General features: G+C 41.7%; 15 protein-coding genes. 12 read left to right on the plus strand and 3 right to left on the minus strand.

The genetic code is table 11. The annotated features are described in order from the left end of the window. Nucleotide 1: 1 nt before the first annotated feature. From FGK98_RS01490 to FGK98_RS01540, 10 genes are all read left to right on the plus strand, one after another. On the plus strand, nucleotides 2–601 hold the full coding sequence (locus tag FGK98_RS01490) for a response regulator transcription factor (RefSeq protein WP_138099731.1): 600 nt from the start codon (nucleotides 2–4) through the stop codon (nucleotides 599–601). A 318-nt stretch (nucleotides 602–919) separates the two neighbouring features. After that, nucleotides 920–1,333, plus strand: a complete 414-nt coding sequence (gene rpsL, locus FGK98_RS01500) for a 30S ribosomal protein S12 (protein ID WP_001142332.1) — start codon at nucleotides 920–922, stop codon at nucleotides 1,331–1,333. Between the two features lie 19 nt (nucleotides 1,334–1,352). Then, nucleotides 1,353–1,823, plus strand: coding sequence for a 30S ribosomal protein S7 (gene rpsG / locus FGK98_RS01505; protein WP_000087873.1), 471 nt, complete (start codon nucleotides 1,353–1,355; stop codon nucleotides 1,821–1,823). Between the two features lie 315 nt (nucleotides 1,824–2,138). Beyond that, nucleotides 2,139–4,220 carry an elongation factor G gene (fusA, locus tag FGK98_RS01510; RefSeq protein ID WP_138099732.1) on the plus strand — a complete coding sequence of 694 codons (2,082 nt, stop codon included), beginning with the start codon at nucleotides 2,139–2,141 and terminating at the stop codon, nucleotides 4,218–4,220. A 264-nt stretch (nucleotides 4,221–4,484) separates the two neighbouring features. Continuing rightward, a complete protein-coding gene (locus FGK98_RS01515; protein ID WP_138099733.1) occupies nucleotides 4,485–6,185 on the plus strand; it encodes an acetolactate synthase large subunit in 1,701 nt (566 codons plus the stop codon). After that, complete coding sequence (gene ilvN, locus FGK98_RS01520) at nucleotides 6,178–6,654, plus strand: acetolactate synthase small subunit (protein WP_125398613.1); 477 nt, start codon at nucleotides 6,178–6,180, stop codon at nucleotides 6,652–6,654. The genes FGK98_RS01515 and ilvN overlap by 8 nt, the downstream gene beginning before the upstream one ends. Before the next feature lie 91 nt (nucleotides 6,655–6,745). Further along, a complete protein-coding gene (gene ilvC / locus FGK98_RS01525) occupies nucleotides 6,746–7,768 on the plus strand; it encodes a ketol-acid reductoisomerase (RefSeq protein ID WP_138099734.1) in 1,023 nt (340 codons plus the stop codon). Between the two features lie 78 nt (nucleotides 7,769–7,846). After that, a complete protein-coding gene (gene ilvA / locus FGK98_RS01530) occupies nucleotides 7,847–9,097 on the plus strand; it encodes a threonine ammonia-lyase IlvA (RefSeq protein ID WP_138099735.1) in 1,251 nt (416 codons plus the stop codon). A gap of 77 nt (nucleotides 9,098–9,174) precedes the next feature. Next, entirely contained in the window at nucleotides 9,175–10,071 is an 897-nt protein-coding gene (locus tag FGK98_RS01535; protein ID WP_084974060.1) for an SPFH domain-containing protein, read from the plus strand. Nucleotides 10,072–10,173: 102 nt separating this feature from the next. Then, on the plus strand, nucleotides 10,174–10,389 hold the full coding sequence (locus tag FGK98_RS01540; RefSeq protein ID WP_001130035.1) for a capsule biosynthesis transcriptional regulator: 216 nt from the start codon (nucleotides 10,174–10,176) through the stop codon (nucleotides 10,387–10,389). A 94-nt stretch (nucleotides 10,390–10,483) separates the two neighbouring features. Here FGK98_RS01540 and FGK98_RS01545 read toward each other — a convergent pair whose 3' ends face one another. Together FGK98_RS01545 and FGK98_RS01550 are read right to left on the minus strand one after the other, a co-directional pair. Then, a complete protein-coding gene (locus FGK98_RS01545) occupies nucleotides 10,484–11,224 on the minus strand; it encodes an amino acid ABC transporter ATP-binding protein (protein ID WP_138099736.1) in 741 nt (246 codons plus the stop codon). Further along, entirely contained in the window at nucleotides 11,224–12,786 is a 1,563-nt protein-coding gene (locus tag FGK98_RS01550) for an ABC transporter substrate-binding protein/permease (RefSeq protein ID WP_138099737.1), read from the minus strand. Before FGK98_RS01550 ends, FGK98_RS01545 begins: the two co-directional genes overlap by 1 nt. 133 nt (nucleotides 12,787–12,919) lie before the next feature. On the opposite strand from FGK98_RS01550, the gene FGK98_RS01555 reads away from it, so the two are divergent. Both FGK98_RS01555 and FGK98_RS01560 read left to right on the plus strand, forming a co-directional pair. After that, entirely contained in the window at nucleotides 12,920–14,809 is a 1,890-nt protein-coding gene (locus FGK98_RS01555; RefSeq protein WP_138099738.1) for a DUF2207 domain-containing protein, read from the plus strand. Between the two features lie 61 nt (nucleotides 14,810–14,870). Beyond that, on the plus strand, nucleotides 14,871–15,716 hold the full coding sequence (locus FGK98_RS01560; protein WP_138099739.1) for an undecaprenyl-diphosphate phosphatase: 846 nt from the start codon (nucleotides 14,871–14,873) through the stop codon (nucleotides 15,714–15,716). A 33-nt stretch (nucleotides 15,717–15,749) separates the two neighbouring features. Here FGK98_RS01560 and dinB read toward each other — a convergent pair whose 3' ends face one another. Continuing rightward, a complete protein-coding gene (gene dinB / locus FGK98_RS01565; protein ID WP_138099740.1) occupies nucleotides 15,750–16,811 on the minus strand; it encodes a DNA polymerase IV in 1,062 nt (353 codons plus the stop codon). Nucleotides 16,812–16,865: the final 54 nt, after the last annotated feature.

Consider the following 16,865-nt stretch of genomic DNA (forward strand, 5'->3'; position numbering starts at 1 on the left):
GATGAAACTACTTGTTGCAGAAGATCAAAGTATGTTGCGAGATGCTATGTGCCAGTTGCTTACCTTTCAACCAGATGTGGAGTCCGTCATACAAGCCAAGGATGGCCAAGAAGCAATCCAACTTTTAGAAAAAGAGACAGTAGATATCGCAATTCTTGACGTAGAAATGCCTGTTAAGACTGGCCTTGAAGTCTTGGAGTGGATACGAGTACAAAAGCTAGAAACTAAGGTAGTCGTCGTGACGACCTTCAAGCGCCCTGGCTATTTTGAACGTGCAATCAAGGCTGGAGTAGATGCATATGTCTTGAAAGAAAGGAGCATTGCAGATCTCATGCAAACCTTGCATACTGTTCTCGAAGGACGCAAGGAGTATTCACCTGAATTGATGGAAGTGGTGATGACGCATCCTAACCCGTTAACAGAGCAAGAGATTGCTGTCTTAAAGGGAATTGCTCAGGGTTTGTCTAACCAAGAGATCGCAGATCAGCTTTATCTATCAAATGGAACCGTCCGAAACTATGTCACCAATATTCTTTCGAAACTAGATGCTGGTAATCGAACAGAGGTAGCCAACATTGCAAAAGAATCTGGTTGGCTTTGATAAGAAGGGTTAAAAAATTCCGAAACGATAACTTGAATCAAAGGAAATCCATACTAGAAAGGAGGAGGTAAATCGCCTCCTTTTCTGGTTTAGAAAAGCGGTGAAAGCTAGTGTCAAAGAGTTAAAAGATCAGAATAAAAATGAAAAATATCTTGACAATGAAGGAAAAATTGTGTTACAATAATAGACGGTACTTTTTACTTTTGGTCTCTCAAAAGTGTACAGGGACGTGCTGACAAATGTTGCAAAAGTACACACAGATGGTAGCTGTCACCAAGTGTATCATCACCAAAAATAAAAAAACACAGGAGAATGTAGATGCCTACAATTAACCAATTGGTTCGCAAACCGCGTAAATCAAAAGTAGAAAAATCTAAATCACCAGCTTTGAACGTTGGTTACAACAGTCATAAAAAAGTTCAAACAAACGTTTCTTCACCACAAAAACGTGGTGTTGCAACTCGTGTGGGAACAATGACACCTAAAAAACCTAACTCTGCCCTTCGTAAATTCGCTCGTGTACGTTTGAGCAACCTTATCGAAGTTACTGCCTACATCCCAGGTATCGGACACAACTTGCAAGAGCACAGCGTGGTGCTTCTTCGTGGTGGACGTGTAAAAGACCTTCCGGGGGTACGTTACCATATCGTCCGTGGTGCACTTGATACTGCAGGTGTTAACGATCGTAAACAAGGCCGTTCTAAATACGGTACTAAACGTCCAAAAGCATAAGGAAAGGGGATAAAGAGAAATGAGTCGTAAAAATAGAGCTCCAAAACGTGATGTATTGCCAGATCCGCTTTACAATTCACAACTAGTTACTCGTCTTATCAACCGCGTTATGCTTGACGGTAAACGTGGTACAGCTGCTTCAATCGTTTACGGTGCTTTTGAGCAAATCAAAGAAGCTACTGGTAACGATGCACTTGAAGTATTTGAAACAGCTATGGAAAACATCATGCCTGTACTTGAAGTACGTGCACGTCGTGTTGGTGGATCTAACTACCAAGTCCCAGTTGAAGTTCGTCCAGAACGTCGTACAACACTTGGACTTCGTTGGTTGGTAACCATCGCTCGCCTTCGTGGTGAACACACAATGCAAGACCGTCTTGCAAAAGAAATCTTGGATGCTGCGAACAACACAGGTGCAGCAGTTAAGAAACGTGAAGACACTCACCGTATGGCTGAAGCTAACCGTGCCTTCGCACACTTCCGTTGGTAAAATCATGATGCTAGGAACGGTAAGGATGCAAGGTGAAAATAGGAAACTGACGCAGTATTCGACGAATACAAGGAAGTTTATCTTTTTCATACAGCATCCCGTTCCGGCTCAAATTGGCTAATTAACTTTAGCCCGAGTTCAATTGAGTTCAACTCAGCTAGCTAACTCTAGCCCGAGTTCAATTCAACTTGTATACAAGTTGAAACCAACAAAAACAAGATAAACATTGAGAACGGGTAGGTCCTGCCTATCCGTTTTTATTAAAATCGTGTTATAATAGAATAGAAATTAAAATAAATAGGAGAAACAAACCTCATGGCACGCGAATTTTCACTTGAAAAAACTCGTAATATCGGTATCATGGCTCACGTCGATGCCGGTAAAACAACAACTACTGAGCGTATTCTTTACTACACTGGTAAAATCCACAAAATCGGTGAAACTCACGAAGGTGCGTCACAAATGGACTGGATGGAGCAAGAGCAAGAACGTGGTATCACTATCACATCTGCTGCGACAACAGCTCAATGGAACAATCACCGCGTAAACATCATCGACACACCAGGACACGTGGACTTCACAATCGAAGTACAACGTTCTCTTCGTGTATTGGATGGTGCGGTTACCGTTCTTGACTCACAATCAGGTGTTGAGCCTCAAACTGAAACAGTTTGGCGTCAAGCAACTGAGTACGGAGTTCCACGTATCGTATTTGCCAACAAAATGGACAAAATCGGTGCTGACTTCCTTTACTCTGTAAGCACACTTCACGACCGTCTTCAAGCAAACGCACACCCAATCCAATTGCCAATCGGTGCTGAAGATGACTTCCGTGGTATCATCGACTTGATCAAGATGAAAGCTGAAATCTATACTAACGACCTTGGTACAGATATCCTTGAAGAAGATATTCCAGCTGAATACCTTGACCAAGCTCAAGAATACCGTGAAAAATTGATCGAAGCAGTTGCTGAAACTGACGAAGACTTGATGATGAAATACCTCGAAGGTGAAGAAATCACTAACGAAGAATTGAAAGCTGGTATCCGTAAAGCGACTATCAACGTTGAATTCTTCCCAGTATTGTGTGGTTCTGCCTTCAAGAACAAAGGTGTTCAATTGATGCTTGATGCGGTTATCGACTACCTTCCAAGCCCACTTGACATCCCAGCAATCAAAGGTATCAACCCAGATACAGACGAAGAAGAAACTCGTCCAGCATCTGACGAAGAGCCATTCGCAGCTCTTGCCTTCAAGATTGCAACAGACCCATTTGTAGGCCGCTTGACATTCTTCCGTGTTTACTCAGGTGTGCTTCAATCAGGTTCTTACGTAATGAACACTTCTAAAGGTAAACGTGAACGTATCGGACGTCTTGTGCAATTGCATGCCAATAGTCGTCAAGAAATCGAAACCGTTTATGCTGGTGATATTGCAGCTGCTATTGGTTTGAAGGATACAACTACTGGTGATTCATTGACAGATGAAAAAGCTAAAATCATCCTTGAGTCAATCCACGTTCCAGAACCAGTTATCCAGTTGATGGTTGAGCCAAAATCTAAAGCTGACCAAGATAAGATGGGTATTGCCCTTCAAAAATTGGCGGAAGAAGATCCAACATTCCGCGTTGAAACAAACGTTGAAACTGGTGAAACAGTTATCTCAGGTATGGGTGAACTTCACCTTGACGTCCTTGTTGACCGTATGCGTCGTGAGTTCAAAGTTGAAGCGAACGTAGGTGCTCCTCAAGTATCTTACCGTGAAACATTCCGCGCTTCTACTCAAGCACGTGGATTCTTCAAACGTCAGTCTGGTGGTAAAGGTCAATTCGGTGATGTATGGATTGAGTTTAGTCCAAACGAAGAAGGTAAAGGATTCGAATTCGAGAACGCAATCGTCGGTGGTGTGGTTCCTCGTGAATTTATCCCAGCGGTTGAAAAAGGTTTGGTAGAATCTATGGCTAACGGTGTTCTTGCAGGTTACCCAATGGTTGACGTTAAAGCTAAGCTTTACGATGGTTCATACCACGATGTCGACTCATCTGAAACTGCCTTCAAGATCGCGGCTTCACTTGCCCTTAAAGAAGCTGCTAAATCAGCACAACCAGCTATCCTTGAGCCAATGATGCTTGTAACCATCACTGTTCCTGAAGAAAACCTTGGTGATGTTATGGGTCACGTAACTGCTCGTCGTGGACGTGTTGATGGTATGGAAGCACACGGTAACAGCCAAATCGTTCGTGCTTACGTTCCACTTGCTGAAATGTTCGGTTACGCAACTGTTCTTCGTTCAGCATCTCAAGGACGTGGTACTTTCATGATGGTATTTGACCACTACGAAGATGTACCTAAGTCAGTACAAGAAGAAATCATTAAGAAAAACAAAGGTGAAGACTAATCAGTCCTCGCTCTAGAAGGAAGTCACTTGGTGGCTTCCTTTTTTATGTTCTATATCAAAGAAGATTAGAAAAATATACTCTAAATTAAATTTGGAAGTAATAAGATCGTTCAATTCCCTATTCATATTTATAAAAATAGGAAAAACATTCATAAAAACACGCTTAGATAGAAAATTCAGAAAATTGTTTCTTTTGTCTTGAAAATTTTTGAAAAAATGGTATGATAGTAACAAGCTATTTTTAAGAGAAGAGAAAGGGGAACAATGGAGAAAATCAGTTTAGACGCTCCTAAGACGGGGTCGGACCTAGTTTTGGAAACACTCCGTGATTTAGGAATTGATACCATATTTGGTTATCCTGGTGGGGCTGTCTTGCCTTTATATGATGCGATTTATAATTTCAAAGGCATTCGCCACATTCTAGGTCGCCATGAGCAAGGATGCTTGCACGAAGCTGAAGGCTATGCCAAATCAACTGGAAAGTTGGGTGTTGCCGTCGTCACTAGCGGACCAGGAGCAACAAATGCCATTACAGGGATTGCGGATGCCATGAGCGATAGCGTTCCCCTTTTGGTCTTTACAGGTCAGGTTGCTCGAGCGGGAATTGGGAAGGATGCCTTTCAGGAGGCGGATATTGTCGGTATTACCATGCCCATTACCAAGTACAATTACCAAGTCCGTGAGACAGCTGATATTCCTCGTATCATTACGGAAGCTGTCCATATCGCGACCACAGGTCGTCCAGGTCCAGTCGTGATTGACTTGCCTAAGGATGTATCCGCCTTAGAGACAGACTTCATCTATTCACCAGAAGTGCATTTACCGAGTTATCAACCTACGATCGAACCGAACGACATGCAAATCAAGAAAATCTTGAAACAATTGTCTAAGGCTAAGAAACCTGTTTTGTTGGCAGGTGGTGGTATCAGCTATGCAGAAGCTTCAAAAGAATTGAATGAATTTGCTGAACGCTATCAAATTCCAGTTGTGACCAGTCTTTTGGGTCAAGGTACTATTGCAACTAGCCATCCACTCTTCCTTGGTATGGGAGGTATGCACGGTTCTTTCGCAGCCAACATTGCCATGACCGAAGCGGACTTTATGATTAGTATTGGTTGCCGTTTCGATGACCGCCTGACTGGAAATCCTAAGACTTTTGCTAAAAATGCCAAGGTTGCTCATATCGATATTGATCCAGCAGAGATTGGTAAGATTATCAGTGCAGATATTCCAGTGGTTGGGGACGCTAAGAAAGCCTTACAGATGCTACTGGCAGAACCAACTGTTCATAACAATACTGAAAAGTGGATTGACAAAGTCACCAAGGACAAGAACCGCGTTCGTTCTTATGATAAGAAAGAACGTGTGGTTCAACCGCAGGCAGTCATTGAACGCATCGGTGAGTTGACGAATGGGGATGCTATTGTCGTTACTGACGTTGGTCAACATCAAATGTGGACAGCCCAGTATTACCCATATCAAAATGAACGTCAATTAGTCACTTCAGGTGGTTTGGGTACCATGGGATTCGGTGTTCCTGCAGCAATCGGAGCTAAGATTGCCAATCCAGAAAAAGAAGTAGTTCTTTTTGTCGGTGACGGTGGCTTCCAAATGACCAACCAAGAACTAGCCATCCTAAATATCTACAAGGTACCCATTAAGGTCGTGATGCTGAATAACCACTCCCTAGGAATGGTTCGTCAGTGGCAAGAATCCTTCTATGACGGTAGAACTTCAGAGTCAGTCTTTGACACTCTCCCTGACTTCCAGCTGATGGCACAGGCCTACGGTATCAAAAACTATAAATTTGATAATCCAGAGACGATAGAGAAGGATTTAGAAGTCATTCTGGAGGATGTGCCGATGTTTATCGAGGTGGATATTTCCCGTAAGGAGCAGGTTTTGCCAATGGTACCAGCCGGTAAGAGCAATCATGAGATGTTGGGGGTGAAGTTCCATGCGTAGAATGTTAACAGCAAAACTACAAAATCGTTCAGGAGTCCTCAATCGCTTTACAGGTGTCCTTTCACGTCGTCAAGTCAACATTGAGAGTATCTCAGTTGGTGCGACAGAGAATCCTGATGTATCAAGGATTACCATCATTATTGATGTGGCTTCACATGATGAGGTCGAGCAAATCATCAAGCAACTCAACCGTCAGATCGATGTGATTCGCATTCGGGATATTACAGATAAACCACACTTGGAAAGAGAAGTTATCTTGGTGAAGGTGTCTGCACCTGCTGAAAAGCGTGCAGAAATCTTGGCTATTATTCAACCTTTCCGTGCAACGGTGGTGGATGTGGCTCCAAGCTCGATTACGATCCAGATGACTGGGAATGCTGAAAAGAGTGAGGCACTCTTGCGAGTAATCCGTCCTTATGGAATTAGAAATATTGCTCGAACAGGTGCAACTGGATTTACCCGCGACTAATGCTCTTTGATTTTCATTGAGTATAAAAAAATAACTTAAATTTGTTAAACCAGCCTAAAAGGCAATAAATAATAGAAAAGAGAGAAAAACTATGGCAGTTCAAATGGAATACGAAAAAGATGTTAAAGTAGCAGCGCTTGACGGTAAAAAAATCGCCGTAATAGGTTATGGTTCACAAGGACATGCGCATGCGCAAAACTTGCGTGATTCAGGTCGTGATGTCATCATCGGTGTGCGTTCAGGTAAATCTTTTGACAAAGCAAAAGAAGATGGATTTGACACTTACACAGTAGCAGAAGCGACTAAATTGGCTGATGTCATCATGATTTTGGCACCAGACGAAATCCAACAAGAATTGTACGAAGCAGAAATCGCTCCAAACTTGGAAGCTGGAAATGCAGTTGGATTTGCCCATGGTTTCAACATCCACTTTGAATTTATCAAAGTTCCTGCAGATGTAGATGTCTTCATGTGTGCTCCTAAAGGACCAGGTCACTTGGTACGTCGTACTTACGAAGAAGGTTTTGGTGTTCCAGCTCTTTATGCAGTTTACCAAGACGCTACAGGGAATGCGAAAAATATTGCCATGGACTGGTGTAAAGGGGTTGGAGCAGCTCGTGTAGGTTTGCTTGAAACAACTTACAAAGAAGAAACAGAAGAAGATTTGTTTGGTGAACAAGCTGTACTTTGTGGTGGTTTGACTGCCCTTATCGAAGCAGGTTTTGAAGTCTTGACAGAAGCAGGCTATGCCCCAGAATTGGCTTATTTTGAAGTTCTTCATGAAATGAAATTGATCGTTGACTTGATCTATGAAGGTGGATTCAAGAAAATGCGTCAATCTATTTCAAACACTGCTGAATACGGTGACTATGTATCAGGTCCACGTGTGATTACTGAGCAAGTTAAAGAAAACATGAAAGCTGTTTTGGCAGACATCCAAAATGGTAAATTTGCAAATGACTTTGTAAATGACTACAAGGCTGGTCGTCCAAAACTTACTGCTTACCGTGAACAAGCAGCTAACCTTGAAATTGAAAAAGTTGGTGCTGAACTGCGTAAAGCAATGCCATTCGTTGGTAAAAACGACGACGATGCTTTCAAAATCTATAACTAATTCTTAGAATAAAAACAGAAGGCGAGTTGGGGGGTACCTAACTCGCTTTTTACCTTGTAAAGTATTTGAGGAGGAGACATGCTAAGTGCAAAAGATGTGGTGAAAGCCCACAAAGTTTTAAGTGGTGTAGTAGTCAATACACCACTGGAATATGATCATTATTTATCAGAAAAGTATGGAGCTAAGATCTATCTGAAAAAGGAAAATGCGCAACGAGTTCGTTCTTTTAAAATTCGTGGAGCTTATTACGCTATTTCACAATTGACAAGAGAAGAACGTGAGCGTGGTGTGGTCTGTGCATCAGCGGGGAATCACGCTCAGGGTGTTGCCTATACTTGTAATGAGATGAAGATTCCTGCAACAATCTTTATGCCTATTACAACACCTCAACAAAAGATTGGACAGGTTCGCTTTTTTGGTGGAGATTTCGTGACCATCAAGTTGGTCGGAGATACTTTTGACGCTTCGGCTAAGGCGGCCCAAGAATTCACTGTTTCAGAAAATAGAACCTTTATCGATCCTTTTGATGATATCCATGTTCAAGCTGGTCAAGGGACTGTAGCCTATGAAATTCTTGAAGAAGCCCGTAAAGAGTCTATTGATTTTGATACAGTACTAGTGCCGGTAGGTGGTGGCGGACTGATTGCAGGGGTTTCAACTTACATCAAAGAAACAAATCCCGCTATCGAAGTAATTGGTGTAGAAGCCAATGGTGCCCGTTCGATGAAGGCAGCCTTTGAAGCTGGAGGACCAGTTAAACTCAAAGAAATTGACAAATTTGCTGATGGAATAGCTGTGCAGAAAGTTGGGCAGTTGACCTATGAAGCAACTCGTAAGAATGTTGAAACTCTTATTGGAGTGGATGAAGGCTTGATTTCTGAGACCTTGATTGATCTTTATTCTAAGCAAGGAATTGTCGCTGAACCTGCTGGAGCGGCCAGCATTGCAGCCTTGGAAGTCCTATCAGACTATATCAAAGGCAAGACAATTTGCTGCATCATTTCTGGGGGAAATAACGATATCAACCGCATGCCAGAAATGGAAGAACGTGCCTTGATTTACGATGGCATCAAGCATTACTTTGTAGTTAATTTCCCACAACGTCCAGGGGCTCTTCGTGAGTTTGTAAATGACATCTTGGGACCGTATGATGACATCACTCGTTTTGAGTATATCAAACGGGCCAGCAAGGGGACAGGGCCGGTCTTGATTGGGATTGCTCTCGCTGATAAGCATGATTATGCTGGCTTGATTCATCGGATGGAAAAGTTCGACCCGTCTTATATCAATCTGAACGGAAATGAGACTTTATATAATATGCTAGTCTAAAATAAATTTGCTATCATATTATTTGCCAATTTCCTATAATGATGCTATAATGATGGTGACGAAAGGGGGAGATTCCCATGGTTTTACATGTTTTACTTGTTCTCTTTATTCTAGTGCTGATTGCATCAGCGATTATTGTCAGCTCTGTGTATGTGGTACGACAACAGTCTGTCGCTATTATCGAGCGTTTTGGTAAATACCAAAAGTTGAGTAATAGTGGTATTCATGTACGAGCACCTTTTGGAATTGATAGAATTGCAGCCAGGGTGCAGTTGCGTCTATTGCAAAGTGAGATCGTCGTGGAAACAAAAACACAAGATAATGTATTTGTGACCATGAATGTGGCGACTCAGTATCGAGTGAATGAGAACAATGTCACAGATGCTTACTATAAATTAATGAGACCAGAAGCTCAAATCAAATCCTATATCGAGGATGCCTTGCGTTCGTCTGTACCGAAATTGACCTTGGATGAACTATTTGAGAAAAAAGATGAAATTGCATTAGAAGTTCAAAAACAAGTAGCAGAAGAAATGTCTACATATGGGTATATCATCGTCAAAACACTGATTACGAAGGTTGAGCCTGACGCCGAAGTAAAACAATCAATGAACGAAATCAATGCTGCCCAACGTAAGAGAGTTGCTGCGCAAGAACTTGCAGAAGCAGATAAGATTAAGATTGTGACCGCAGCAGAAGCAGAGGCAGAAAAAGATCGCCTACACGGGGTAGGGATTGCAGAACAGCGTAAGGCTATTGTTGACGGACTTGCTGATTCTATTCAAGAATTAAAAGGAGCCAATGTTGAACTCACGGAAGCCCAGATTATGTCCATTCTATTAACAAATCAGTATTTGGATACTTTGAATAATTTCGCAGACAATAAGGGCAATAACACTATCTTCCTACCAGCAAATCCTGATGGAGTTGAAGATATACGAACAAGCATATTATCAGCTTTAAAAGCTAAGTAATAACAATTTATTATTTGTTTTCAATAAGTAGATGTTTTTTTGTGGATAATCCTAAAGAATGGATATATTTCAGTATCGTAAAGAACAAAATAGGAGAAGAACATGGCTAAATCAAACTTTGAAAAAGTAGAATCAGTTGTTGGCTGGGTTCGTGATAAGAAAATCACAGGTTACCGTATCTCTAAGGAAACAAATGCACGTGAAATGTCAATTATTGCTTTGGCACAAGGTCGTGCAAAAGTGAAAAATATTTCATTTGAAACAGCCCTAGGTTTGATTGATTTTTATGACAAGAATCATGAAAAATTTGAAGATTGAACTAGGCTTACAGGCAGATTCTTAAAATGGATCTGCCTTTTGTTTTGCAAAGGGTTAGTAAAAAGACTACATAATTTTATGCAGTCTTTGTTTGTTATTTGAGATAACGTTGAAGAAACTCTTTTGTCCGGTCTTCTTTAGGGTTCGTGAAGAGGTCTTCTGGCTTGCCTTCTTCAGCAATGACGCCCTTATCCATAAAGATGACACGGTGAGAGACATCGCGGGCGAACTCCATTTCGTGGGTTACGACAATCATGGTCAATCCTTCCTGAGCCAGGTCTTGCATGATTTTAAGGACTTCACCGACCATTTCTGGATCCAGAGCAGATGTTGGTTCGTCAAAGAGGATGGCATCAGGATTCATGGAGAGGGCGCGGGCGATGGCTACACGTTGCTTCTGGCCCCCAGAGAGTTGTTTCGGTTTGGCTTGCCAATAGCGTTCCCCCATGCCAACTTTTTCAAGATTTTCTTTGGCAATTTTTTCAGCTTCAGAGCGTTCTCGTTTGAGGACAGTCGTTTGGGCGACAATAGTATTTTCGAGAACATCGAGGTTTTCAAAGAGGTTGAAGGATTGAAAAACCATACCGAGTTTTTCACGATAGTGAGTAAGGTCATAGCCTTTTGCAAGGACGTTTTCTCCTCGGTAGAGAATTTCCCCCTCAGTAGGTGTTTCAAGTAGGTTGATAGAACGTAGGAAGGTTGATTTTCCGCTTCCTGAGCTCCCGATGATGGAGATAACCTCTCCTTTGTGGACTGATAGAGAGATGTCTTTTAAGACTTCGTTTTGTCCATAGGATTTTTTGAGGTGTTTAATTTCAAGAATGGGTTGATTCATTATTTCAAGTCCTCCGTTTGCATTTGATTAGCACCTGTAGTGTAGGTATCCATGTCCATGCGTCTTTCGATGAAGCGTAGAATACGGGTCACTGTGAAGGTGAGGACAAAGTAAATCACGGCGATGATTGTAAATGTCTGGAAGTATTGATAAGTTTGAGTTGCCACGGTATTTCCAGAGAAGTAGAGTTCCACAACAGAGATAACATTCAGTACAGACGTATCCTTGATATTGATGACAAACTCATTACCAGTTGCAGGCAGGATATTGCGAACGACCTGAGGTAGGACAACCTTACGCATTGTCTGATTATGGGTCATACCAAGAGCAGTTGCGGCTTCAAACTGTCCCTTATCAACTGCTAGGATACCTCCACGGACGATTTCTGTCATATAGGCACCAGTGTTGATTGAAACGATGAAGATGGCTGCAAGTGTGCGATCGAGATTGATTCCAAAGGCTTGTGCTGTACCATAGTAGATAACCATAGATTGAACAATCATTGGTGTACCACGGAAAATTTCAATATAGACATTGAGGATCCAGCCAAGTAGTTTTTGCAAGCCATAGATGGCCTTGTTTTCAGATAGTGGAGCAGTACGGAAGACTCCGATTGCAAGCCCGATAATAAGCCCTGCGATGGTCCCGATAATGGAGATCAAGAGTGTGATACCAGCACCACGCAAGAGTTGTTGCCAGTTTTCAGAAAGAATTTTAGCGACTTGGCTAAAGAAACTACTTTCTTCCTCTGTTGTTGTCGCCTCCACTGGTTGCTCTTTAATCATCCGATCCATGAGAGCTACTTGTTCGTCCTTAGAAATGGTTTCGATGCTGGCATTGATTTGGCTGATGCGACTATCGTCCTTGCGAAGACCAATTGCAATAGCAGTGTCTTCTTCTCCGGTTTCAAAGCCCTTGTCAAGTTGGATCATCTTGAATTTGGAGTTGGCAGATTCAGCGGTCAGGGCTTCAGGGCGTTCTGAAACATAGGCGTCAATGACACCTGCTTCAAGTGCTTGGCGCATCTGAGCAAAATCCCCCATGGCTGTTTCTTTCTTGGCACCAGGGATTTGGGAAATCAAGTCATAAAGGTAAACGCCTTGTTGAGACGTGATTTTTGCTCCGCTAAAGTCGTTTAAAGATTTGGCATTGGCATAGACAGAGTCCTTCTTGACCAATAGAACAGGTTCACTAGTATAGTAACTGCTTGAAAAGGCAATTTCTTGTTTACGTTCAGCCGTTGGGCTCATACCTGCAATGATCATATCGATTTTGCCAGAAGTAAGGGCTGGAACAAGTCCTTCCCACTTGGTTTTAACGACTAAAGGTTCCTTGCCTAGGTCTTTGGCAATCTTTTTAGCGATTTGGACATCGTAGCCATTGGCATATTGGTTGGTACCGTCGATTTTGACGGCGCCGTTACTATCGTCGTCTTGGGTCCAGTTGAAAGGGGCGTAAGCTGCCTCCATCCCGATGCGTAAATATTCGTCAGCTTGGACCTGGCTAACTAGTCCCAGTGTAAGGGCTAGGCTAGCAAGGATAGATAAGCATAATTTTTTCATGTTTTCTCCTATTTCTAGTCTAAAAATGACTTCTCTCTATTGTATCGAAAAATAGTGAGATTTTCAATACAAGTAAGCCTTTACTTATAAAAAATGATATAATGATAGCAAAGATAAAAAGGGGGATTGTGTTGTGAAAAAGACTTTTTTCTTGCTTTTATTTAGCTTGTTTTGTATTTTACCACTCTCTGTTTTTGCGGTTGATTTCAAGATTCGCTCTTATCAAGGTGATTTGTATATTCATGCAGATAATACGGCAGAATATAGGGAGAAAGTAGTCTATCATTTTGATGAAGACTTTAATGGACAACTAGTAGGACTTGGCCGTGCTGGTAAGATGCCAAAGGGCTTTGAAATAGATTCCAGTCCGAAGATTCAGGTATGGAAAAATGCTAGTGCCATTGAGAATGTCAATAGTGAAGTGATAGAAGAATCGGAAGGTTATACTGTAAAAGTGTATAATCCAGGCCAAGAGGGGGATACCGTTGAAGTGGTAATCACATGGCAACTAAAAAATCTCCTATTTCTATATGATGATATCGCGGAACTTAATTGGCAGCCCCTGACGGATAGTTCAGAACCTATCGAAAATTTTGAGTTTCGAGTAACGGGCTTTAATGGAGCAGAAAAATTGTTCTTTCATACAGGGAAACTCTTTACAGAGGGCAAGGTAGAAAAGATAGATGGTGATTATCGTGTTCATTTACAGAACCTACCTCGTCAGCGTGGGGTTGAATTGCATGCCTATTGGCCTAGAAAAGATTTCGAAACAGCTTTGGATCAGGGATTGAAAGGCAATCGTTTAGCAGAATTTGAAAAAATTGAGGAATCCATTACTGCTGAAAAAGCTCAGAGCAAAGCTCTGGTTATGTGGATCATCCCTTTGCTACTCTCGCTTTCCTTAGTCTTTAGTGTTATTTTCTACTGCATTTACAGAAGAAAAACCTCTCCATCGAAGAAATATGCTAAAAATCACCGTCTCTATGAACCGCCAATGGACTTAGAACCGATGGTTTTATCGGAAGCTGTTTACTCCACTTCTTTAGAGGAAGTCAGTCCCTTGACCAAGGGAGGCGGGAAGTTCACCTTTGATCAACTCGTTCAGGCAACTTTATTGGATGTGATTGACCGTGGAAATGTTTCAATCATCTCAAATGGAGATGAGGTCCGTTTAAAAGTCGTAAAAGAAAAAGGATTGGCAAGTTTTGAAAAAGATTGCCTTAATTTAGCCTTTTCAGGAAGAGAAGAAGTGCTTGTTTCAGATTTGTTTGCAGATTACCAAGTGTCAACTAGTCTTTACCAAGGTGCAAAAGCAGCTGATGAAAAACGGATTCAGGAAACGGGACGTAAGCTTAAGTCGTCTTTCGAGCAAGCTCTGAAGCAGATGCAGGATGGGGTGAGAAAACGGGTTTCCTCTTTGCACCTTCCAGATTATTATCGTCCACTGAGTAATGGAGAAAAAATCTTGCGATTGATGATAGGCGTCTCTACGCTTCTACCTGCTTTTGTTGGTTTTGGCTGGTTCTTGTATAGTTTGGATGCTCACGGGTACCTTTCTCTGCCACTTCCTATCCTTGGGTTTGTGAGCTTGATGTTAGTTGCCGTCTATTATTGGACGACCCGATTTGATACTCGTGATGGTGTTTTAAATGAGGAAGGACTAGAAGCATACTATCTTTGGACTAGTTTTGAAAACATGCTTCGCGATATCGCTCATCTAGATAAGGCAGAATTAGAGAGTATTGTTCTTTGGAATCGTCTCCTTGTCTATGCTACTTTATTTGGTTATGCGGACAAGGTGAGTCATTTGATGAAATCTTATCAGATTCAAGTTGAGAACCCAGATATCAATCTTTACGTAGCTTATGGCTGGCACAGTATGTTTTATCATTCAACTGCTCAAATGAGTCACTATGCTAGTATTGCAAACACAGCAAGTAGCTACTCCGTATCTTCTGGAAGTGGAAGTTCTGGTGGAGGATTCTCAGGAGGCGGAGGTGGTGGAAGCATCGGCGCCTTCTAGAAAAAATCTATCGCAACATCCGAAATTATGCTATAATAGAGGACAGAAAAAGGAGTAATCTATGTATCTTATTGAAATTTTAAAATCCATCTTCTTCGGGATTGTTGAAGGAATTACAGAATGGTTGCCTATATCAAGTACTGGACACTTGATCTTGGTTGAAGAATTTGTACAATACAAGGACCAAAATGAAGCCTTCATGTCCATGTTTAATGTTGTCATTCAGCTCGGTGCTATTTTAGCGGTTATGGTCATTTACTTTAACAAGCTCAATCCCTTCAAACCTGGTAAAAACAAGGCCGAAGTTCGTCGAACTTGGCAATTGTGGTCAAAAGTTCTCGTTGCGACCTTGCCTTTGCTATTGGTCTTTAAACTGGATGATTGGTTTGATGCCAATTTCCATAACATGGTTTCGGTTGCTATCATGCTGATTATCTATGGGGTTGCCTTTATCTATCTTGAAAAACGAAATAAGGCGCAGGCCATTGAACCAACAGTAACTGAGTTAGACAAGTTGCCTTATAAAACAGCCCTTTACATCGGACTCTTCCAAGTCCTTGCCCTTTTCCCAGGAACAAGTCGTTCAGGTGCCACTATCGTCGGTGGTTTGTTGAATGGAACGAGTCGTTCTGTTGTAACGGAGTTTACCTTTTACCTCGGGATTCCCGTTATGTTCGGAGCTAGTGCTTTAAAGATTTTCAAATTTGTTAAGGCAGGTCAGCTTTTGAGTTTTGGTCAACTATTCTTACTTCTTGTAGCCATGGGAGTAGCCTTTGCGGTCAGCATGGTTGCTATTCGTTTCTTGACCAGCTATGTGAAGAAGCACGACTTTACACTCTTTGGAAAATACCGTATTGTACTTGGTAGTGTTTTGTTGCTTTATAGTTTTGTGCGTTTATTTGTATAAGAAAAAGCTTGAGGGAATCTTCCTTCAAGCTTTTTAAAATCCTGTTACTGTGACTCCTAGCAAACGAATGCCTTTTTCTTTTTCAGCTACTTCTTCGTAGAGTTGAAGGGCAGTTTGAGAAATCTGACTAGCATCCTGTGTAGCTTGTGGGAGGCTTTTTCGTCTAGTCAGAGTGGAGAAGTCAGTATAACGAATCTTTAGGATAATGATTTTTCCAGTTTTGTCTTGTTGGCTGAGATTGAGAGCTACCTTTTCAGAGAGAAGAGTTAGCTCTTTTTTGATGTCCTCTTCATCTTGGAGAATCTTACCATAGGTTTTCTCCTTGCCGATGGACTTACGAATGCGATCGGACTTGACTGGAGAATTGTGAATACCCCGAGCTTTTCGATAAAGATCAAAACCGAGTCTGCCAAAGCGATCGATTAAAGTAACTTCAGAAACGTTGAGTAAGTCTGCGCCAGTATAAATGCCCATTTTATGAAGTCTTTCCACTGTTTTCTTACCTACACCATGGAATTTGGCAATATCCATCTGTTTAAGAAATTCTTGGGCTTGGTCAGGTAGAAACACTGTCAAACCATGTGGCTTTTGGTAATCGCTGGCCATTTTAGCTAGAAATTTATTGTAGGAAACGCCAGCAGAAGCAGTCAGGTGCAGTTCCTGCCAGATATCTTGTTGAATGAGGCGAGCTATTTTAACTGCTGACTTGATACCGAGTTTGTTTTCAGTTACATCCAAGTAGGCTTCGTCAATACTCATAGGTTCAATCAAATCAGTATAACGTTTAAAAATAGCTCGAATCTGAAGACCCACTGCCTTATACTTTTCATAATTTCCGGAGATAAAAACGGCTTGGGGACAACGCTCATAAGCTTCTTTAGAACTCATGGCAGAGTGAATACCAAAGGCTCGTGCCTCGTAGCTACAAGTGGAAACAACTCCCCGTCCGCCTGTTTGTCTAGGGTCGCTCCCAATGATGACAGGCTTTCCTTTTAACTTAGGATTGTCTCTTATTTCCACCGCAGCAAAAAAGGCATCCATGTCGATATGGATGATTTTTCTGGACAAATCATTAATCAATGGAAATATGAGCATTTGGTTTCCTTTCTAGTGTCGTTTTCTATTCATTATACTCTTTTTTCTGAAAAA

This window comes from Streptococcus australis (assembly GCF_901543175.1).
GTDB classification, from domain to species: domain Bacteria; phylum Bacillota; class Bacilli; order Lactobacillales; family Streptococcaceae; genus Streptococcus; species Streptococcus australis_A.